General features: G+C 63.6%; 18 protein-coding genes. 13 read left to right on the top strand and 5 right to left on the bottom strand.

The genetic code is table 11. From position 1 onward, the window contains the following. The 3 genes from BLJAPNOD_RS10055 to BLJAPNOD_RS10065 all read left to right on the top strand — a co-directional run bounded on the left by BLJAPNOD_RS10055 (position 1) and on the right by BLJAPNOD_RS10065 (position 3267). Positions 1-1095, top strand: a complete 1095-nt coding sequence (locus tag BLJAPNOD_RS10055) for a DUF917 domain-containing protein (protein ID WP_115419694.1) — start codon at positions 1-3, stop codon at positions 1093-1095. Between the two features lie 15 nt (positions 1096-1110). Then, positions 1111-1440: a TfoX/Sxy family protein gene (locus BLJAPNOD_RS10060; protein WP_115419695.1), complete on the top strand. Its 330-nt coding sequence runs from the start codon at positions 1111-1113 to the stop codon at positions 1438-1440. A 168-nt stretch (positions 1441-1608) separates the two neighbouring features. Further along, positions 1609-3267 carry a urocanate hydratase gene (locus BLJAPNOD_RS10065; RefSeq protein WP_115419696.1) on the top strand — a complete coding sequence of 553 codons (1659 nt, stop codon included), beginning with the start codon at positions 1609-1611 and terminating at the stop codon, positions 3265-3267. 243 nt (positions 3268-3510) lie between these two features. Here BLJAPNOD_RS10065 and BLJAPNOD_RS10070 read toward each other — a convergent pair whose 3' ends face one another. From BLJAPNOD_RS10070 to BLJAPNOD_RS10095, 5 genes are all read right to left on the bottom strand, one after another. Continuing rightward, positions 3511-4272: an SDR family oxidoreductase gene (locus BLJAPNOD_RS10070; protein ID WP_115419697.1), complete on the bottom strand. Its 762-nt coding sequence runs from the start codon at positions 4270-4272 to the stop codon at positions 3511-3513. Between the two features lie 4 nt (positions 4273-4276). Further along, complete coding sequence (locus tag BLJAPNOD_RS10075) at positions 4277-5095, bottom strand: ABC transporter permease (RefSeq protein ID WP_115419698.1); 819 nt, start codon at positions 5093-5095, stop codon at positions 4277-4279. Continuing rightward, positions 5095-5961: an ABC transporter permease gene (locus tag BLJAPNOD_RS10080; RefSeq protein ID WP_115421233.1), complete on the bottom strand. Its 867-nt coding sequence runs from the start codon at positions 5959-5961 to the stop codon at positions 5095-5097. Before BLJAPNOD_RS10080 ends, BLJAPNOD_RS10075 begins: the two co-directional genes overlap by 1 nt. 304 nt (positions 5962-6265) lie before the next feature. Then, complete coding sequence (locus BLJAPNOD_RS10090; protein ID WP_115419700.1) at positions 6266-7426, bottom strand: spermidine/putrescine ABC transporter substrate-binding protein; 1161 nt, start codon at positions 7424-7426, stop codon at positions 6266-6268. A gap of 66 nt (positions 7427-7492) precedes the next feature. Then, positions 7493-8581: an ABC transporter ATP-binding protein gene (locus BLJAPNOD_RS10095; RefSeq protein ID WP_115419701.1), complete on the bottom strand. Its 1089-nt coding sequence runs from the start codon at positions 8579-8581 to the stop codon at positions 7493-7495. Positions 8582-8767: 186 nt separating this feature from the next. On the opposite strand from BLJAPNOD_RS10095, the gene BLJAPNOD_RS10100 reads away from it, so the two are divergent. The 10 genes from BLJAPNOD_RS10100 (at position 8768) to BLJAPNOD_RS10145 (ending at position 21023) form a co-directional block, all read left to right on the top strand. Beyond that, a complete protein-coding gene (locus BLJAPNOD_RS10100; protein ID WP_115419702.1) occupies positions 8768-9571 on the top strand; it encodes a LuxR C-terminal-related transcriptional regulator in 804 nt (267 codons plus the stop codon). Between the two features lie 537 nt (positions 9572-10108). Next, positions 10109-11077, top strand: a complete 969-nt coding sequence (locus BLJAPNOD_RS10105; RefSeq protein WP_077499838.1) for a sugar-binding transcriptional regulator — start codon at positions 10109-10111, stop codon at positions 11075-11077. A gap of 127 nt (positions 11078-11204) precedes the next feature. Continuing rightward, complete coding sequence (locus tag BLJAPNOD_RS10110; RefSeq protein WP_077499840.1) at positions 11205-12650, top strand: extracellular solute-binding protein; 1446 nt, start codon at positions 11205-11207, stop codon at positions 12648-12650. A gap of 195 nt (positions 12651-12845) precedes the next feature. Continuing rightward, complete coding sequence (locus BLJAPNOD_RS10115; RefSeq protein ID WP_077499842.1) at positions 12846-13769, top strand: sugar ABC transporter permease; 924 nt, start codon at positions 12846-12848, stop codon at positions 13767-13769. A gap of 10 nt (positions 13770-13779) precedes the next feature. Next, the gene (locus tag BLJAPNOD_RS10120; RefSeq protein WP_077499844.1) at positions 13780-14637 is read left to right on the top strand and encodes a carbohydrate ABC transporter permease; all 858 of its coding nucleotides are present in this window, start codon (positions 13780-13782) and stop codon (positions 14635-14637) included. Positions 14638-14640: 3 nt separating this feature from the next. Further along, positions 14641-15759, top strand: coding sequence for an ABC transporter ATP-binding protein (locus BLJAPNOD_RS10125; protein WP_115419703.1), 1119 nt, complete (start codon positions 14641-14643; stop codon positions 15757-15759). Beyond that, a complete protein-coding gene (locus BLJAPNOD_RS10130; RefSeq protein WP_115419704.1) occupies positions 15756-16880 on the top strand; it encodes an ABC transporter ATP-binding protein in 1125 nt (374 codons plus the stop codon). Before BLJAPNOD_RS10125 ends, BLJAPNOD_RS10130 begins: the two co-directional genes overlap by 4 nt. Beyond that, entirely contained in the window at positions 16880-18457 is a 1578-nt protein-coding gene (locus BLJAPNOD_RS10135; RefSeq protein WP_115419705.1) for an FGGY-family carbohydrate kinase, read from the top strand. Before BLJAPNOD_RS10130 ends, BLJAPNOD_RS10135 begins: the two co-directional genes overlap by 1 nt. After that, positions 18454-19491 carry a 2-hydroxyacid dehydrogenase gene (locus BLJAPNOD_RS10140; RefSeq protein ID WP_115419706.1) on the top strand — a complete coding sequence of 346 codons (1038 nt, stop codon included), beginning with the start codon at positions 18454-18456 and terminating at the stop codon, positions 19489-19491. Before BLJAPNOD_RS10135 ends, BLJAPNOD_RS10140 begins: the two co-directional genes overlap by 4 nt. Next, complete coding sequence (locus BLJAPNOD_RS10145) at positions 19491-21023, top strand: glycerol-3-phosphate dehydrogenase (RefSeq protein WP_115419707.1); 1533 nt, start codon at positions 19491-19493, stop codon at positions 21021-21023. The genes BLJAPNOD_RS10140 and BLJAPNOD_RS10145 overlap by 1 nt, the downstream gene beginning before the upstream one ends. Positions 21024-21031: the final 8 nt, after the last annotated feature.

Consider the following 21031-nt stretch of genomic DNA (forward strand, 5'->3'; position numbering starts at 1 on the left):
ATGGGCCGGATACTCAAGGAAAAGGATGTCGAGGCAGCGGTCAAGGGCGGCTCCGTCTATGCCGCCGGCGGCGGCGGCTGGGCCGATCATGGCCGCATGCTCGGCTATGCGGCGGTCTCCATCGGCAAGCCCGAACTGGTGTCGATCGATGAACTGGACGCGAACGATTGGGTGGCGACGGCGGCTGCCATCGGCGCGCCGGCCTCTACCACCGCCTGGGAGATGCGCGGCGTCGACTATGTCAAGGCTGTGCAGCTTTTGCAGGAAGCGCTCGGCGAGAAGCTCTCGGGCCTGATCATCGGCCAGAACGGCAAGTCCTCGACGCTCAATGGCTGGCTGCCGTCGGCAATCCTTGGCACCAAGGTGGTCGATGCGGTCGGCGACATCCGGGCGCACCCGACCGGCGACATGGGTTCGATCGGCCTTGCCGGCTCTCCTGAGCCAATGATCCAGACGGCGGTCGGCGGAAACCGCGACGACAACCGCTATATCGAGCTGGTGGTGCGCGGCGCGACCGCGAAGGTCTCGCCGATCCTGCGCACGGCCTCCGACATGTCGGGCGGCTTCATTGCGTCCTGCCGCAATCCGGTGCGCGCCTCCTACGTCAGGGCGAATGCGGCGCTCGGCGGCATCTCGCTGGCGCTGGCGCTCGGCGAAGCGATCATCGCCGCCGAAGCCAAAGGCGGCAGCGCCATCATCGATGCGATCGTCAAGACGACCAACGGCGCGCTGCTGGCCGAAGGTGTGATCACCGACAAGTCGGTCACCTACACCAAGGACGCCTTCGACATCGGCACGGTGACGTTGGGGAAGGGAACTGACTCCAGGGTATTGCACGTGATGAACGAATACATGGCGGTTGACTCTGCGGAAGGTCAGAGGCTCGCGACCTTCCCGGACGTCATCACCACGCTGTCGCCGGAGGGCGAACCCTTGAGCGTCGGCCAACTGCAAGTCGGCATGAAGATCTTCGTGCTGCATGTGCCGAAGTCGGTGATCCCGCTTGCCTCCAGTGTGCTCGACCCGACGGTCTATCCGTCTGTCGAAAAGGCGATGGGCATCGAGCTTGCCCGCTACGCGCTCGCTGGGCGGTAATCAGGGGAGAGGTTCATGGCGCGCGATGCGGGCCTGGAAGAGGTGATCCGGGAAGAACTCAGCGACCGGCCGGGATTGTCCGAGAAGGCGATGTTCGGTGGCTGGGCGTTTCTGCTCAACGGCAATCTGCTCTGCGGTGCACGCGAGGGCTCGCTGCTGGTGCGGCTCGGCAAGGGCAATGACGGTTGGGCGCTGGCGCTGTCCGACGTCGAGGTGATGGTGATGAACGGTCGCGCGATGCATGGCTGGGTGCGAGCAGGGGCGGACGCCTATGGCGACGACATCATGCGCAAGCGCCTGCTCGATGGTGCGATCGTCTTCGTGGAGACGTTGCCGCTGAAGTGAATGAGAGGCGGATGTGGTTTGATCAGCCCATCACCGATGTGTTTGGTGAATTGCCCCTCACCCTAGCCCTCTCCCGCAGGCGGGGAGAGGGCTAGGGTGAGGGGCCGCTCATTTCCGTGCCGCGAATGAGCGGGCACGCCCGCCGAGACAACAACGAGGAACGAGACGATGCACAAGGCCAATCCCCGCCATCCTGGCTTCCCCATCCCCGGCGGCCCCGAGCTGCGCGCCAAGGGCTGGCGGCAGGAGGCGTTGCTGCGGCTGCTCGAAAACGTGCTTTCGGTCGGCGAGGATCCGGACAATCTGATCGTCTATGCCGCCCTCGGCAAGGCGGCGCGCAACTGGCCGGCGCACCGGGCCATCGTCAAGGCGCTCACCGAGATGGACGAGGACCAGACGCTGATCATCCAGTCGGGTAAACCTGTGGGCCTCTTGAAGACCCATGCCAAGGCGCCGCTGGTGATCATGGCCAATTGCAACATCGTCGGCCAATGGGCCAAGGCCGAGGTCTTCTACGAGCTGCAGCGCAAGGGGCTGATCTGCTGGGGCGGGCTGACGGCCGGCGCCTGGCAGTATATCGGCAGCCAGGGCGTGATCCAGGGTACCTACGAGATCTTCATGCGCATCGCCGAGCGCCGCTTCGGCGGCGATCTTTCCGGCCGCTTCGTGCTGACCGCCGGGCTCGGCGGCATGGGCGGCGCGCAGCCGCTCGCCGGCCGCATGGCGGGGGCTGCGATCCTCTGCGTCGATATCGATGCGGAACGGGCGAAGAAACGCCGGGAGATCGGCTATCTCCAAGAGATCGCGCCGGATCTGGATACGGCGCTTTCGATGATCGATGCAGCAGTGAAGGAAAAGCGAGCGCTTTCCGTCGGCCTCGTCGGCAATGCCGCCGAGATCTATCCCGAGATCGCCCGGCGCGGCATCGTTCCCGATGTGGTCACCGACCAGACCTCGGCGCACGACCTCGTCTACGGCTACGTGCCGAAAGGCATGACGGTCGATCAGGTGAAATCGCTGCGCGATGACGGCCAGGGGCAATTGATGGCCGCAAGCCGGGCCTCGATCGTCGAACATGTCAAGGCGATGCTCGACTTCCAGAGACAGGGCGCTGAGGTCTTCGATAACGGCAACCTCATCCGCACCCAGGCGCGCGAGGGCGGCGTCGCCAATGCCTTCGACATTCCGATCTTCACCGAAGCCTATCTGCGCCCGCTCTTTGCCCGCGCCATCGGCCCCTTCCGCTGGATGGCGCTGTCCGGCGAGGAGAGCGACATCGCCCGGATCGACGATCTGCTGCTCGAGATGTTCCCGGACAACAAGATCGTCACCAACTGGATCAGGCTTGCGCGCGAGCACATCCCGTTCGAGGGCCTGCCGGCCCGCATCGCCTGGCTCGGCCATGGCGAGCGAACGGCGCTGGCGCGCCGCGTCAACGAGCTGGTGGCATCAGGCGAATTGAAGGGACCGGTTGCCTTCTCCCGCGACCACCTCGACGCCGGCGCCATGGCGCATCCCAACATCATGACCGAGCGGATGAAGGACGGATCGGACGCGATCGCCGACTGGCCCTTGCTCGACGCCATGCTGCTCTGCTCGTCGATGGCCGATCTCGTCGTCGTGCATTCGGGCGGCGGCGGTTACGCCGGCTATATGACGAGCTGCGGCGTGACGGTGGTTGCCGACGGAACGCCGGATGCCGACGAGCGGCTCGACCATGCGCTCACCAACGACACCGCGCTCGGCGTCATCCGCTACGCCGACGCCGGCTATGACGAGAGTTTCGAGGAGATCGAAGCCAAGGGCATCGGGCATGTGAAGGTGTGAGGGCCTTCGCGGTGCGCCGACCCTCATCCCAATGCTCGTGACCGAGGTCCAGCGGTGTCGGATTGGCGGCGCCGGAGACATACTCGCTCCACGCCTGGCAAGAGCTATTCACGGCGCGGACGCGCCGTGGCTGGATTCCTGTGACGGGCACAGGAACGAGGAAGGTTGGGATCGCTACGGACCTGCTACGGTACTCACCGACCTGACGAAGCGGGATGTGCCGCCGCCCGGCACGTTCAAACATCACACCACCGTCTCGCCGCCATCGACCACCAGGATCTGGCCGGTCATGTAGGACGAGCGATCCGAGACGAGGAACAGGATCGACTCGGCGATCTCCTCGACGCTGGCCCAGCGGCCGAGCGGGACCTTTTCGCGGATATAGGCCTCGATTGCGCCCCGCCCGCCCATCTGGGCGATGAAGGGGTCGTTGAAGGGCGTATCGACCCAGCCGGGGCAGAGCGCGTTGACCCGGATGCCATGGCGGGCGTAGTCGCCGGCCATCTGCCTGGTCATGGCGATGACGGCGTGCTTGGTGGTGGTATAGGCGATCATCTCGCGGTCGTAGAGCACGCCTGACGATGAGGAGGTGTTGACGATGACGCCGCTGCCGGCGGCCTTCATCGACGGCATGACCAGGCGGGCGGCCATGAAGTGGGCGCGTACGTTGAGGTTCCACGAGCGGTCGAAGCCGGAGACTTCGACCTCTTCGAGATCGCCGGCAACCTGCGCACCGGCGTGGTTGTGCAGGATGTCGATACGGCCGTGACGGTAGAGGATATCGGCGATGCCGTCGGCAAGGGCGGCGTCGTCGGTGACGTCGAGCGCAACAGCCTCCGCCTTGCCGCCCATGGCGCGGATGGTGTCGACGGTCAGGCTACCAGCTTCGACGCTGCGGTCGATAACGACCACATGGGCGCCTTCGCGCGCCATGATGGCAGCGCCTGCCTTTCCGATCCCGGAGCCCGCTCCGGTCACGATAGCGACCCGATCTTGCAGGATCATCTGTTCACTCCCCGGATTTCGGTTTCTTATCCCGCATCAGGATGCGGGCGGTCAGGATCAAAAGCAGCGAGGCGACGAGCACCAGCGTCGCGATAGCGTTGATTTCCGGCGTCACGCCGCGGCGGATCGAGGCGAAGACGTAGATCGGCAGTGTCGTCTTCGAGCCGGCGACGAAGAAGGCGATGATGAAATCGTCGAAGGAGAAGGTGAAGGCGAGCAGGAAGCCGGCGAGGATTGACGGCAGGATCTGCGGCAGCACGATCAGGCGGAAGGTGGTGAGCGGCGTCGCGTAGAGATCGCTCGATGCTTCGACGATATCGCGCCCGAGGCTGGCGATGCGCGCTTTTACGATCATGGTGACGAGCGCCATCGAGAACAGGCCGTGGGCGGCGATGATCGAGCCATAGCCGAGCCCGAGTTGTGGCGGCTGATCGCCCGGCCAGATCGTTGCCAACGCCGGATTGACGAAGGAGAAGACGGCAACGAGCGCAACGAGCGTGGCGATGCCGATAACGACGCCGGGGACGACGATGGCCGCAGCAAACAGCGCATCGAAGATTGCCCGGTTGCGCGGGGCAAGCCGCTCCATGCCCAGCGCCGCCATGGTGCCGAAGACCGCGGCAAGCGTGGCGCTGGTAAAGGCGATCATCAGGCTGTTCTGCAGCGCCGAGACCAGGAAGGTATTGCCGAGCGCCTTGCCGTACCAGGCGGTCGAAAAGCCGGTGAACTCGCTGGCGCTGCGCCCGGCATTGAACGAGAACAACACGACCAGCGCGATCGGCGCATAGAGGAAGATGTAGACCGAGGAGATGAAGGCGCGCATCAGACGAGATCCACCTGTCTTGTGCCGGCGACCCGGAAGGCGATGCGCATTGCCACCATCAGGATCACCACGACTACGGCGACCAGCGTCACGGCGATTGCCGAGCCGAAGGGCCAGTTTCGCGATTGCAGGAAGAGATCGACCAGCGCATTGCCGATGAAGAACACCTTGCCACCGCCGAGCAGCTGCGGGATCAGGTATTCGCCCAGCAAGAGGATGGTGACAAGCGCCACGCCGGTCATCACGCCCGGCAGCGACAGGGGCAGGGTGACGCCGAAGAACGTCGACACCGGCTTGGCGCCGAGATCGGCGGAGGCTTCGAGCAGCCGGCGATCGAGTTTTTCGAGGCTGACATAGATCGGCATGATCATCAGCGGCAGGTAGCCATAGACGATACCGAGAAGCACGGCGCCGGGCGTATTCAACAGGCGCACGTCTTCAAGGCCGATCATCGACAACAGGTTCGGAATGCCGCGCGAGCCGAGGATATACATCCAGGCATAGGTGCGCACGAGCAGGCTCGTCCAGAAGGGCACGACCACCAGCGACACGAGGATCAGGCGGTAGCGCGGATCGGCCTTGACGGCGAGGTAGTAGGCAACGGGATAGGCGACCAGCAGGCAGACGAGCGCACCGACCGGCGCCAGCACCATCGTATTCCAGAAGGCGGCCGCCCGTGTCGGCAGCCTTGCAAACTGGGCGAAGGTGAAGGCCGCCTGATAGCCGCCTTCCGGCGCGCGCTCGCCAAAGGCGAAGACCAGCATGGCGATGAACGGCAGCACGAGAAAGATCATCAGCCATGCTGCGGCCGGCGCCACCAGCGCTGCCGTCACCAGGTTTCTTTTCGTGTTTGTTGCCGCGGGCATAAAGGTCATCCGTTCGAGTTTCATCAGTGTTTTCGGCCCGATCGGCGCAGTGAGGAAGCCCCTCATCCGGCCTGCCGGCCACCTTCTCCCCGCAGGCGGGGCGAAGGGGATGCGTTGCGTCCGCTCGGTCCCTCTCTTCCGGCAAAAGCGGGGGGCAGGGAGCTTGCCGCTTGTCTCTTCTCCCCGTCAGAACGGGGAGAAGGTGGCCGGCAGGCCGGATGAGGGGCGCCTCATCGCGCAGACCAGAGACACTCACCACGCGGAGGAGGGCACTGTCTCTCCGCGTGGGCAAGCACGTGACTGATCAGGCCGACTTGAAGCGCGCCATCAGCTCGGCGCGGCCCGGGTCGGTCAGGGTCACCGCAGCGCCGAACTCGAGCGGCGTCAGGGACGCGTCGTCGGGATAGACGATCTTGTTGCCGGTGACGTCGGCCGGCAGCAGCTTCAGCACACGGCTGTCGGTGGTCGGTGCGCCATTGGCGATGTGCTCCTTGACGGCGTTTTCCGGCGCCATCAGGTAGTTGAGCAGGGCATAACCGGCCGCCTTGTTGGCGGCGCTCTTCGGGATCGCGTAGAAATCCGACCAGATTTCGCCGCCGTCCTTGCCGAGCACGAACTGGATTTCCGGCATGTCGCGGTTGAGCTGCGCGCCGTCATTGGTCCAGCACATGGTCATCCAGGCGTCGGTGGCGCGCATCGACGGCTGATAGTCGCTGTTGATGGCGTAGAGATGCGGCTTCACCTTGATCAGCAGCTCCTCGGCCTTGGCGAGTTCGTCCGGCTTGGTGGAATTGAACGAATAGCCGAGCGAGACCAGCGCGTTGCCGATGGTGGTGAGCTGGTAGTCGTGGACCATGGCGCGGCCGTCGGCCTCGGTCATGGCGACCTCGAAGAAGTCCTTCCAGCTGGTGACCGGCGTCTTGATCTTGCTCGAGTTGAGCGCGATGCCGGTGGTGCCCCAGTTCTTCGGCACGGCATAGGTCTTGCCGTCGACGACGCCTTCGTTGGTGAAGCGCGCGGTTTCGGTGGAAGCGTCGTAGTTCGGCAGCTTGGAGAGATCGAGCTCGTCGATCAGGCCGAGCTTTACATAGGTGGAGATGGTGTAGTTGGTGGGCACGAACAGGTCCCAGCCGGTGCCGCCGGCCTGGAGCTTGGCCAGCATTTCCTCGTTCGAGCCGAAGACGTTGACCTCGACGGCAACACCGGTTGCGGCCTGGAACGCCTCGAAAGTGGCGGGGTCATGGTAATTCGGCCAGGTGGCGATCGACATCTGGCTGCCGAGATCCTGGGCAAACGCCGTCGAGCTGAACAGGCCGGGCTGGCGCGCCAGAACCGCGGTGGCAAGGCCAAGCCCGGTGACGCCGAGGAAGTGGCGGCGGGTGACCGAACCGCGCTTCAGGCGCATCAGCTCGTCGGCAAGCTTATCGGCGGTAATCGGGGCATTTTCTCTGTACCATTTGGTCATGACGCTGTTCCCTTTATCGTTTGACGTTCATGCAAGGTCCCGGCCGGCTTGGGCCGGGAAGAGATCTCAGGCCGGAAAGACGTGCAGCGCGTTGGGATCGAAGGCGAGGCCGACCTTGTCGCCAGGCTCGACGAGATCGCCGTCGCCGAGCGCCCTGCGATCGGCGGTGACGAGGAAATCGCCGAGGCCGTCGACATCGACGGAGTATTCGACCGACGATCCCAGGAAAATGCGGTGTGTGACGGTTCCGGCGAGGGCGGCGCTGCCGGCAGCTCCGTTGCGTTTCAGGCTGATCGCCTCGGGGCGCAACGCGACCGTGGCAGGACCGAGGCTCGGCATGGTGGCGGAAGGGGCTGCAAAGCGCGTGCCGTTGGCAAACAGGATCGAAGTGCCGCCATTGTCGACGGTTGCTTCGATCCGGTTGGTCTTGCCGACGAAATCGGCGACGAACAGGCTTGAAGGGCGATCGTAGATTTCCTGTGGCGGCCCGACCTGGACGATGCGGCCGGCGTTCATGACGCAGACGAAGTCGCTCATCGACAGCGCTTCTTCCTGGTCGTGGGTCACGAGCACGAAGGTGATGCCAAGTTCGCGCTGCAGCGTCTGCAACTCGATCTGCATGGCGGTGCGCAGCTTCTTGTCGAGTGCCGCCAAAGGCTCGTCGAGCAGCAGCACCTTCGGCTTGTTGACGATGGCGCGGGCAAGCGCGACACGCTGCTGCTGGCCGCCGGACATTTCGTGGATCCGGCGCTTGCCGAAGCCGCCGAGCCGGACCATCTCCAGCGCCTCCTGGGCGCGGCGCGAAATCTCGGCGCCCGATATGCGCGGCCGCATCTGCCGCAGGCCGTAGGAGACGTTCTGCTCGACGTCGAGATGGGGAAACAGCGCATACTGCTGGAACACCATGTTAACAGGGCGCCTGTAGGCGGCAACGCCGTTCATCGCCTCGCCGCTGATATAGACCGTGCCCTCGCTCGGCTGCTCGAAGCCGCCGATCATGCGCAGACAGGTGGTCTTGCCGCAGCCGGAAGGGCCGAGCAGAGCCATGAAGGCGCCCTTGGGCACCGCGAAGTTGATGTCCGAAACGGCGGTCACGCTGCCATAGCGTTTGGCGACCGAACGGAACTCGATGTCGTTCGTCGAAGCGGATGTCACGTCTGTTCCCTGCGGTTGTTGTCGGATACCGCCAAGGCTCGGATGCCCTGGCGTTCCACCGTCATTGACAGGCAGCCTAGTCAAAGCGCCCGGTGCCGGTATATACCCCGAGAGAGGTATTTCAACGCGAATTGGCTTGTGGGAGGAGTATACCCCTAAACAGGGCCGGATCGGCGGGAGAGCGGTTTGGGCATCGATCTCGAGGGGTTATTTCAGGTCTTGGCGCCCATGGTCGACGGGGCGCCCATGGAAGACGAGGCTGTGGGATCGACCTATCGGCAACTGATGTCGACGCTGATGACATTCGATTATGTTGTTGTCTTCGCCTATCGCGGCAAGGAACGGCCGATTGACCTCTACAGCACCTTCAATGCTAGGGATCACGTGCTGTTCGTCAGCCTCTACCAGGCCGGCCCTTATCTGCTCGATCCGTTCTACCATGCTGCCTGCGAGGGCAAACCGGGCGTCTGGCGCATGCGGGAGCGGGCGCCGGACCGGTTTTTCTCCAGCGAGTATTATCGGACCTATTACGTGCAGACGGGGCTTGCGGAGGAGGTCGGCTTTTTCGTGCCGATCAGCGACGAGATCACCGTCGTGCTGTCGCTGATGCGGCGCGAGGCGACCGGGTCTTTCAGTCCTGCGGAATTCACTCTGTTAAAGAAGGTTGAGCCGCTGGTCTCGGCACTGGTGCGCCACCATTGGGCCGATCTCGGCCGCCGGTTCGACGCGGCATTGGCAAAGACCGGCCGCAGCCGCCGGAAGTCCACACATCCGCCGGCGGATGGTGTCTGGCAGCACCTCAATCTGACCGAGCGCGAAGCCTCGATTATTGAGCTGGTGTTGCAGGGGCATTCGTCGGAATCGATCGGGTTGAAGCTCGGTATCTCGACCGGCACGGTCAAGGTGCACCGCCGCAATGTCTACCGCAAGCTCGGCATTTCCTCGCAGACGCAGCTTCTCTCGCTCTATCTGCGCAATCTCGGCCAGTAAGGGCTGAGTCGCAAGCCGGCGGTCTGGTCGGTCAGCGTTTGGGAGAAGCTGCTGAGAATGCCTTGTTTGAGGTGCTGTGCATACCACTCTCCCTCCTCCTCGCCCTTGTGGCGGGGATCCAGCGGCTCGGCGTCATCAGGGTCAAAAGCCTTTTCAGCCCAAAGACTTGGGCTGACTGGATTCCTGTGACGGGCTTTTCCTCAGCGTCCGGCCCGCTCGTGGCAGCTGTTTAACCGGCATTCCTATCGTTGATGGATTGGTTCCGCTTTCGCCGACGAGCGATGCATTCAAGCCCTCGCTGCGGATTTGTGCTGTTCCAGCCAGCATTTGGCATCGGCTCTTGGCTCCCTGACACCCGCATCAAACGCGCCCTAATCCACATCACTCTCCGCCGATCCATAAACCGTGATCGTGCCTTCGCACGTTCTTGCTTGACATTTTTTTCACCGCATGAAATTTCTTTCATCAGCGAGATAAAAATATCATGCGGTGCAAAATTTATCACGCACTGCAACATAAGAGATCCGGGTGGAAACGATGGCGATCATCGGCGGTGCAAACCTTCGCGACGACGAAACGAGCATGGCAACGCGCGCTGCCTGGCTGCACTACGCCGGCGGCCTGACCCAGGCCGAGGTTGCCAAGCGGCTGGGGCTGACGTCGCTCAAAGCCCACCGGCTGATCATGAAGGCCAACCAGGAAGGTCTGGTGAAGGTTTATATCGACGGCGAGGTGTCGGAATGCGTCGAGCTGGAGCAGAAGCTCTCGGCACGTTACGGCCTCGACTATTGCGAGGTCGTTCCTGATTTCGATGCCGACGACCTGCCGCTGAAGGCGCTCGGCATATCCGGCGCCCAGTTCCTCAAGCGCGAAATCGAGCGCGGCGAGACGTCGCTCGTCGGCGTCGGCCATGGCCGCACGCTGGCGGCTTGTGTCGAATACCTGCCGCGCACCACCAGCAATAACACCCGCTTCGTCTCGCTGCTCGGCGGGCTCACCCGCAAGTTCTCGGCCAACCCGCATGACGTGATCCACCGGCTGGCGGAGCGCACCGGTGCCGAAGCCTATGTCATGCCCGTGCCGTTCTTTGCCAACACCGTCGAGGACCGCGATGTGCTCTTCAGCCAGCGCGGCGTGCGCGAGGTCTTTGATCTCGCCAAGACCGCCGATCTGCTGATGGTTGGCATCGGCACCGCGGAGCGCGAGGCGTCGCTGGTTTCGACAGGCATGATCGAGATGAGCGAGATCGAGGAAATTCAAAAAGGCGGCGGCAAGGGCGAATTGCTCGGCCACTTCTTCGACGAGGACGGCCGCCCGATCGAGACGACGCTGTCCAACCGCACCTTCACTTTGAGCCGTGACGACCTGAGAGACCGCCGCACGGTGGCGGTTGCCGGCGGCAAGATCAAGACGCCCGCCATTCGCGCCGTGCTTGGCAGCGGCCTCTTGAGCGGGCTCATCACCGATGAAAAGACGGCCCGGGCGCTCGCCGCCGGCGTCAAATGAGGAGTGTCTGACAAGATCGAGAGGCGAGGGCGAAGAGGTGTCGCTCTAAGATCTCAAGGGGAGGAATACCGGTCGGGTAGCCGGTGATCGCATGATGCAATCATACCCGCAACGGAGGAGAAGACTTATGTACGAGAAGGAGAAAGACCTCATCAGCGCGTTTCTGCGCGGAGAGGTAGATCGTCGCGGCCTGCTCAAGGGTCTCGGTGCCGCGGGCATTGCGGCCGGCACGGCCGGCACGCTCTTCAACATGATGTCGACCCAGGCGCTGGCCGCCGACTTCGACTGGAAGGCCCATTCCGGAAAATCGCTGAAGCTCCTGTTGAACAAGCATCCCTATGCCGATGCGATGATTGCCAACCTTCAGGCCTTCAAGGACCTGACCGGCATCGAAGTCACCTATGACGTGTTCCCGGAAGACGTCTATTTCGACAAGGTGACGGCAGCGCTTTCCTCGGGTTCAGCCGAATACGACGCCTTCATGACCGGCGCCTACATGACCTGGACCTATGGCCCTGCCGGTTGGATCACCGATCTCAACGAATGGATCAAGGATCCGACCAAGACCAACCCGCAATATGCCTGGGACGACTTCCTGCCTGGCGTCAAGAATTCCTGCGCCTGGAACGGCCAGCCGGGCGGGGCGCTCGGTTCGGAAGATGCAAAGCAATGGTGCATTCCGTGGGGTTATGAGCAGAACAATCTCTCGTACAACCAGGAAATGTTCGACAAGGCCGGCGTCGCTGTTCCGAAGAACCTGGACGAACTGTCCGCTGCTGCGGCTAAGCTCACCAAGGATGTCGGCGGCGGTGTCTACGGCATCGGCGTGCGCGGCTCGCGCTCCTGGGCGACGATCCATCCGGGCTTCCTCTCGGGCTACGCCAATTTCGGCCAGAAGGACCTGAACGTCTCGGCGGACGGCAAGCTTTCCGCAGCGATGAATACGGCCGAATCCAAGGCTTTCCACACGAAATGGGTATCAATGATCCAGGAAAGTGGGCCGAAGGACTGGTCGACCTACACCTGGTACCAGGTCGGCACCGATCTCGGCGCCGGCGCCTCCGCCATGATCTACGATGCCGACATTCTCGGTTACTTCATGAATGGCGGCGACAACAAGATGGCCGGCAAGCTGGCATACGCGCCGTTCGCCGCCAACCCCGCCGCTTCCGCGCCGACGCCGAATATCTGGATCTGGTCGCTTGCCATGTCCAATTTCGCCAAGGACAAGGACGCGACCTGGTACTTCCTGCAATGGGCGACCGGCCTTGAGCATGCCATCTTCGGCGCAACCAAGATGGACTTCGTCAACCCGGTTCGTGCATCGGTCTGGAAGGACGAGATCTTCCGCGAGCGGCTGAACAAGAGCTATCCGGGTTATGTGGAGATGCACGACATTTCCGCACCGGGCGCGAAGATCCACTTCACCGCGCAGCCGCTGTTCTTCGACGTGACCACCGAATGGGCGGCGACGCTGCAAAAGATGGTCGCCAAGCAGGTGCCGGTCGATGAAGGTCTCGACCAGCTCGTCGAAAGCATCGATCGCCAGCTGAAGGAAGCTGGTCTCGGCTGATAGGCCTCCCAAGCGATGCCCGGCGACTTGAGAGCCGCGCGTTCAAATGAACGCAAACAGGCACTTGAGCGTCGGGCGTCCCGCAAGTTCGGCTTACAGCCGTTAAAACAACCTGAGATGCCGATGGACTGGCGCGGGCGCAAAAACGCCTCGCGTGCCGCGTGCTTTCTTCAAGAATAGAGAACGGAGCTCGACATGGCTTCAACAGCAACCCTCCGCAAACCGGCGTCAGGTTTCAGGATCAGCAGGAAGATGCTTCCCTATGTGCTGAGCCTGCCGGCGCTTCTGGTGTGCATCGGCATTCTCATTCCCTTCTTCACGGCCGTTATCTATTCGTTCCAGCGCTACCGGCTGAGCCAGCCATGGGCTCGCCAGTTCAACTGGGGCGAAAACTACCTGAACTTCGTCACCGACCCGGCGTTCTGGAACACGCTGAAGGTATCGCTGCTTTATGCCGGCATCACCGTGACGCTGGAATTGCTGCTCGGCCTCGGCATCGCGCTGCTCTTGCAGCGCCGCTCCACCATCAACAACTTCATCTCCATCATGCTGCTTCTGCCGCTGATGATCGCGCCGGCGCTGGCGGCGCTGATGTGGAAGCTGATGACCAATCCGAGCTTCGGCATTCTCAGCTATCTCGCAAGCCTGATCGGGCTGCACGACTTCCGCTGGGCCTCGTCACCCGATACCGCACTTTTGACCGTGGTTCTGGTCGATATCTGGGTCTACACGCCCTTCATCATGATCCTGCTTCTGGCCGGTCTCCGGTCGCTGCCGACCCAGCCTTTCGAGGCGGCGGCGCTTGACGGCGTGCCGAGGAGCTTCGTGTTCTTCCGCATCACCTTGCCGATGCTGACGCCCTATATTCTGACGGCGACCTTGTTCCGGTTGCTCGACAGCATCCAGCAGTTCGACATCATCTATGCGATGACCCAAGGGGGGCCTGGCAACACGCTGACCGTCTTCCAGGTCGAGGCCTATCTCAACTTCTTCCAGTCGACCAATGTCGGCCGTTCGGCAGCGCTTTTGATCATCCTGTGGGCGATCACCTACGCGCTCTCCAACGTCTTCATCAAGAACTGGCTGCGTCTGCGCGAACGCGCTCGCGGCGAAGCGTAAGGAGGTTCAAATGGAAACCATGTCTCCCATCGAACGGGTCCTGCGCGCTCTCGCCCTGACGCTCGTGGTTGTCTTCTTCATGTTCCCGATCTTCTGGATCTTCCTGATGTCGTTCCAGACGAATGAGACCATCCTGGCCATCCCGCCGTCGATCGTGTTTTCGCCAACGCTGTCGAACTATGCAGCGCTGATCACGGGCAAGCTACAGACGGCAGCCGGCACGCTCGACATCGCTTTTATGCGCAATCTCGGCAACTCGATCTTCCTGTCGACCGCCTCGGTGGCGGTGGCGCTGGTGCTCGGGGTTCCCGCGGCCTATGCCTTTGCCCGCCACAAGTTCAAGGGGTCGGAGGACATCGCGTTCACGCTTCTGTCCTTCCGCTTCGCGCCGCCGCTGCTGGTGCTGCTGCCGCTCACTCAGTATTTCCAATGGCTCGGTCTCTCCAACACCTATTTCGGCCTGATCTGGGTCTACCAGCTCATCTGCTTGCCGCTCATCCTGTGGATCGTGCGCGGTTATTTCGAGGATATCTCGGCCGACGTCGAATACGCCTACCGCATCGCCGGCCATTCCTGGTTTGCGACCTTCCGCAAGATCGCCCTGCCGCTTGCCGGTCCGGGCATTGCCGCGGCTGGCCTGCTTGCCTTCATCTTCGCATGGAACAATTTCGTCTTCGCGCTGGTGCTGGCGTCCGCCGACAAGCAGCCGGTGACTGTGGGCGCGCTTGCCTTCATCACCTCTTCAGGCATCCAATACGGGCAGATCGCCTCGGCCATCGTTCTCTCGGTCACGCCGACGCTGGCGCTCGCACTCTACGCTCAGCGCTACCTCGTCGAAGGCCTGTCGCTTGGCGCGGTGAAAGGGTAAGACATGACGACGCTTCAATTGAAAAACATCGTCAAGCGCTACAAGAGCCACACGGTTCTCGACGACCTGTCGCTCGACGTCGCCGATGGCGAACGCCTGGTGCTCTTCGGCCCTTCCGGCGCCGGCAAGACGGTGCTTCTGCGCTTGGTCGCCGGCGTCATCGAACCGGATGAGGGCAGGGTGCTGATCGGCGGCGAGGACATGACCGATGTCGATGCCGAGCATCGCGGCGTCGGCATGGCCTTCCAGAACTTTGCGCTCTTTCCGCACATGAGTGCCTTCGACAATATCGCGAGCCCGCTGACGGCGACGCGGTCATCGAAGGATGCGATTACGGCAGGCGTGCAAAAGGTCGCAAAGCTCCTGAAGATTGAGCACGTGCTGAGTCACCACCCGAAGGCGCTTTCCAACGGCCAGAAGCAGCGCACGGCGCTTGCCCGCGCGCTCGTCGGCTCGCCGCCGCTGCTCCTGCTCGACGACCCCTTGCGCAATGTCGACGCCAAGCTCCGTTTCGAGATGCGGCTGGAACTGCCGCGTCTCTTGGCAGCGCAGGGCGCAACCGTCGTCTACGTCACCCAGGACTACAAGGAAGCGATGGCGCTCGGCGACCGGATCGCCGTGATGTCGCAGGGGCGCATCCGCCAGATCGGCACGCCGCAGGAAATCTACAACGCACCCGCCGATATCGAGATCGCCCGCCTCTTCGGTGATCCGACGATCAATCTCCTGGATGTGGTGCCGCAGAAGAGCGGCGACGGTGTCTACATCGAGCTCTCCAACGTCCGGGTGCGGCTTGCCGACTATGACGGCGACGTCTCGGGCAAACCTTGCGTTCTCGGTCTTCGCCCGGAAACCATCGTCTTTGTCGATGCATCGGCGCCGGGGGCTATTCCGGTGACGGTCGAGGCGGAAACGCCGCTCAACGAGAAGACCGTGACTTTGGCGATGACCGCGCGCGGCCGCGAAATCCTGGTGTCGCGGCCGGCCGGAACGCCGGGCCCGACGGCTGGACCTGCCCATATCGCCGTCAACGGCGCCCAGGCCTTCCTCTTCGACAAGGCGAGCGGCCAATTGTTGCCTCGCTCCGACATTGAATCCAAGCGCAATGGAGAAGCGGCATGACCGACACCGCTCTTGTGATCCGGGACGTCGACAAGTTCTATGGACCTGTCGATTACGGCGTGCACGCCGTCAAGAAGCTCAACATGGATGTCACGAAGGGCGAGATCATCGCGCTTCTCGGCTCGTCCGGTTGCGGCAAGACCTCGACGCTGCGCATGATCGCCGGCTTCGAGGCGGTGTCGCGCGGCACGATCTCGCTCGGCGGGCGCGAGGTCCAGACCTTTGCGCCGGTGCGCCGCAATGTTGCCATGGCGTTCGAAGGCTATTCGCTCTATCCGCCGCTGACGGTGCGCGAGAACATCGCGTTTGCGCTCAAGGCCTCCAAACTGTCGCAGAGCGTCGTCGACGACAAGGTCGCAGGTATCGCCAAGCTCTTGGAAATCGAGGACATTCTCGGCCGTTATCCCAGCTCGATCTCCGGCGGCCAGCAGCAGCGGGCCTCGCTCGGGCGGGCGCTGATCCGCGACGCCAGCCTGCACCTGCTCGACGAGCCGATGGGCCAGCTCGAGCCGCAGCTGCGCGCCGTGCTGCGCGGCCGCATCAAGCACTACATCAAGGAACGCGAGCTGACGGCGATCCTCGTCACCCACGATCAGACGGAGGCCAACGCCCTTGCCGACCGCATCGCCGTCATGGAGGGCGGCGTGCTGCAGCAGTTCGACACGCCGCAAAAGATCAAGGAGCGTCCGGCGAACCTCTTCACCGGCACCTTCGTCGGCGAGCCGCCCATGAACGTGTTTGAGGCGAGCATCACCGGTTCGGACGCCAAGGTCTCGTTCGGCCTCAAGGACGGCGTGCGGCTGGAATATCCGGCGTCGGACTTTTCCCACGCGGTGCGTGACGCGCTGATGAAGCGGCAGAAGGTGGTGCTCGGCATCAGGCCTTACGCGGTGCGCCGCAGCGCTGACGGAGTTTCCGGCCGGGTGGCCGTCAATCAGTGGCTTGGCGACCAGACGCATATCGCGGCGGACTTTGCCGGCGGGACCATGGTGCTGGTCGAGCATGACCGCACGGAGCTTGCCGTCGGCCAGCCGATCGGCATCCGCCTCGATCCGTCGAGCCTGCACGTGTTCGACGGCGACAGCGGCAAGGCGATCAGCCACGGCGTGGAGCTGGCCTGATGCGCGACATCCTCATCGGCATCGATGCGGGAACCTCGGTCATCAAGTCGGTGGCCTTCGACCTCGGCGGGCGGCAGCTGGCGATGGCCGCGGTGCCGAACGTCTACGAGGCCGTCGGCAGGACCGGCAGCGTCCAGGATCTCAACCGCGCCTGGGCCGATACGGTCACCACCCTGACCGAGCTTTCAGGCAAGGTCGAGAACCTCGCTGGCCGCGTCGCGGGGGTCGCGGTGACCGGCCAGGGCGATGGCACCTGGATGATCGACAAGGCGGGTGAGCCGATCGGCAAGGGCTGGCTGTGGCTCGACGCGCGCGCCGGCGACACGGTTGAGCGGCTGCGCGGCGACAGCGGTGATGTCGAACGTTTCGCCAGCACCGGCTCCGGGCTCGCAGCCTGCCAGCAGGGCGCGCAATTGCGCTGGATGAGCGACAACGCGCCCGAGATGCTGTCTGATGTCGCGACCACGTTTCACTGCAAGGACTGGCTCTACTTCAAGCTGACGCAGATGCGCGCGACCGACCCGTCCGAAGCCAACTTCACCTTCGGCAATTTCCGCACCCGTAGCTACAACGACGACGTCATCCGCTTTCTCGGCCTGCAAAAGCTCAAGCATTTCCTGCCGGAGATCGTCGACGGGGCGACATCGCATCATCTGCTCTCGAAGGATGCGGCGGCTGCCATCGGCCTTCCCACGGGCACACCGGTGGTACTTGGCTATGTCGACGTGGTCTGCACGGCCCTTGGCGCCGGGCTCTACGATCCCGGCACCGACACCGGCTGCTCGATCATCGGCTCGACCGGCATGCACATGCGGCTTGCCAACGGCGCCGACGACGTGCGGCTCAACCGCGATCTCACCGGTTACACCATGTGCATGCCGATCGCCGATACTTACGCGCAGATGCAGTCGAACATGGCGGCAACGCTCAACATCGACTGGATCCTGTCGGTTGCCGGCGGCCTGCTGAAGGGCATGGGGGTCGAAAAGACCAAAGGCGAGCTGCTCTCCCATGTCGACGGCTGGTTGGCGGAGGCCAAGGATAGCTCGCTCCTGTTCCAGCCCTACATTTCGGATGCGGGCGAGCGTGGGCCGTTCGTCGACGCTTCGGCGCGCGCCTCCTTCGTCGGGTTGTCGATCACCCATGGTTTCGGCGACATGGTGAAGGCGGTGTTCGACGGGCTCGCGATGGCGGCACGCGATTGCTACGCCGAGATGGGGCCGCTTCCAGGCCGCGTTCGGCTGACCGGCGGAGCCGCACGCAGCGCCTCGCTTCGGCGCATTCTCGGCGCAGCACTCGGCGCCAGCGTCCAGACCAGCGAGCGCGAGGAGGCGGGTGCGGCGGGTGCTGCGATGATCGCCGCCGTGTCGCTCGGCATCTACCCCTCGATGGCCGATTGCGTGCGCGACTGGGTGTCGCCGCATCAGCGTACCGCCGAGCCGGCCGACGCGGCGCTGGCGCGCCGTTACGACGGCCTCTTCCCCTCCTACCAGCAGTCGCGCATCGCGCTTCGCCCCGTGTGGCACGCCCTTTCCCAAGGGGCTGTCTCGGGACCTCAACAGGAAAAACTGAAATGAAGAAGATAGCCATCATCGGCGACCGGTTCATGCTGCCGGACGTGTTTCGCGACAAGATCGTCGAAGCAAGCGGCGACGGCCATGACATCCGCACCCTCGAACTGCCCTGGCCGGATGTGCCGATGGAGCATGGTTACGCTGTCGAAGGCATGGACGGCCTGAAGGAATATCTGGGCAAGGCGGACGATATCGTCGACTTCATCGGCGATGCGGAAATCCTGGTGACGCAGCTTGCGCCCTTGTCGCGCGGCATGCTGACCTCGCTTCCCGGGCTGAAGCTCGTTGCCGTCTCTCGCGGCGGCCCTGTCAACATCGACATGGCTGCCGCGCGAGACGCCGGTATCAGCGTCGTCAATACGCCCGGGCGCAATGCCAGCGCCGTTGCCGAATTCACTCTGGGCGCGATCCTCGCGGAGACACGGCTGATCCGCACCGGCCACGAGGCCTTGCGCAAGGGCGAGTGGCGCGGCGATCTCTATCGCGCCGATCGCACCGGCCGCGAACTCTCGGAGATGACCGTCGGCGTCATCGGTTACGGCAATATCGGCACCAAGGTGGTGCGGCTGCTTCGGGCCTTCGGCACCAAGGTTCTGGTGCACGACCCCTATGTGCAGCTCTCGGCCGACGACCTCAATGCCGGCGTCGAGCAGGTGTCGCTCGACGACCTCCTGACGCGCTCCGACCTCGTGACGTTGCATCCGCGCGTCACCGAGGAAACCCGGAACATGATGAATGCCGAGACCTTCGCGACGATGAAACCCGGCGCGATCTTCGTCAACACGGCGCGCGGGCCGCTCTGCGACTATGACGCGCTCTACGAAAACCTGGTGAGCGGCCACCTGTCGGCGGCCATGCTCGAGACCTTCTCGGTGGAGCCGGTGCCGGAGGATTGGCCGCTCTTGCAGCTTCCGAACGTGACGCTGACGCCGCATATCGCCGGTGCGTCGGTGCGCACCGTCACTTTCGCTGCCGAGATGGCTGCCGAAGAGGTGCGCCGCTACATCGCCGGCCTGCCGCCGGTCAATCCGTGCTGATGACAGGGGGCAAGACCTTGGGTTCCGAGACCGGACTATATGATCTCTTCGTCATCGGCGGTGGCGTCAATGGTGCTGGGATCGCGCGCGATGCCGCCGGGCGAGGGCTCTCGGTGCTTTTGTGCGAGAAGGACGATCTGGCGCAAGGCACGAGCTCGCGCTCCGGCAAGCTGGTGCATGGCGGCTTGCGCTATCTCGAATATTACGAGTTCCGGCTGGTGCGCGAGGCGCTGATCGAGCGCGAGGTGCTGCTCGCTTCCGCGCCGCACATCATCTGGCCAATGCGCTTCGTGCTGCCGCACAATCCGGCCGACAGGCCCGCCTGGCTCGTGCGGCTCGGGCTCTTCCTCTACGACCACCTCGGCGGCCGCAAGCGCCTGCCGGGCACGCGCAGCCTTGATCTGAGGACCGCGCCAGAGGGCGCGCCGATCAAGCGGGACTATCGCAAGGCCTTCGAATATTCCGACTGTTGGGTCGATGACGCCCGGCTTGTCGTGCTCAATGCGCTCGATGCGCAGAAGAAGGGCGCGCGGGTCCTGACCCGCACCGCCTGCAGCGCCATCCGTCGCGTCGACGGCCTCTGGCAGGTGGAGATGACGGATCTGCGCACCGGCGTGAAGTCCGAGGTCAGGGCGCGCTCAGTCGTCAATACCGCCGGGCCGTGGGTCAACGACATCATTGGCCGGGTCGCCGGGCTCAACTCCAGCCGCAGCGTGCGGCTGGTCAAGGGCAGCCATATCGTCGTGCCGAAGTTCTGGGAGGGGCGGCAGGCCTATCTCGTGCAGAACCCGGACAAGCGGGTGATCTTCATCAACCCCTACCAGAACGACCTGGCGCTGATCGGCACCACCGATATCCCCTATGAGGGTCGTCCCGAGGACGTGTCGGCCGATGGCAACGAGATCGCCTATCTCGTGAAATCGGTGAACCGCTACTTCAAACAGCAATTGACCGAGGACGATATCGTCCATTCCTTTTCCGGCGTGCGGCCGCTTTACGACGACAATGCCGAGAACCCCTCGGCGGTGACGCGCGACTATATCTTCGAGGTGGATGCCGTGAACGGGCAGGCACCGCTTCTTTCCGTCTTTGGCGGCAAGATCACGACGTTTCGCAAGCTGTCCGAGCATGCGCTGGAGCGGCTTAAGCCGTTCTTCCCTCAGATGGGCGTGGCCTGGACGGCAAAAGCGCATTTGCCGGGGGGCGACATGGCCAATGCCGATTTCGAGCAGTTCCTCGGGGATCTGAGAGCGCGCTATCGCTGGCTGACGGCCGATCTCGCCAAGCATTACGCGCGGCTCTACGGTACGCGTACGCATGAGCTGATCGGCAATGCCACATCGCTCGACAACCTCGGCACGGCCTTCAGCCCCTTGTTTCGTGAGCGCGAGGCGCGCTTTCTGATCGACACCGAATGGGCTTCGACGGCTGAAGACCTCCTGGAGCGACGGACGAAGCACGGCCTGCACATGACGCCGGCCGAGAAACAGGTTTTCACCGGCTGGCTGGAACGCCAGCAGGCGGCGGCCTGAAGGAGAGT

It is taken from the genome of Ensifer sp. M14 (assembly GCF_003355565.1).
Lineage (GTDB): Bacteria > Pseudomonadota > Alphaproteobacteria > Rhizobiales > Rhizobiaceae > Ensifer.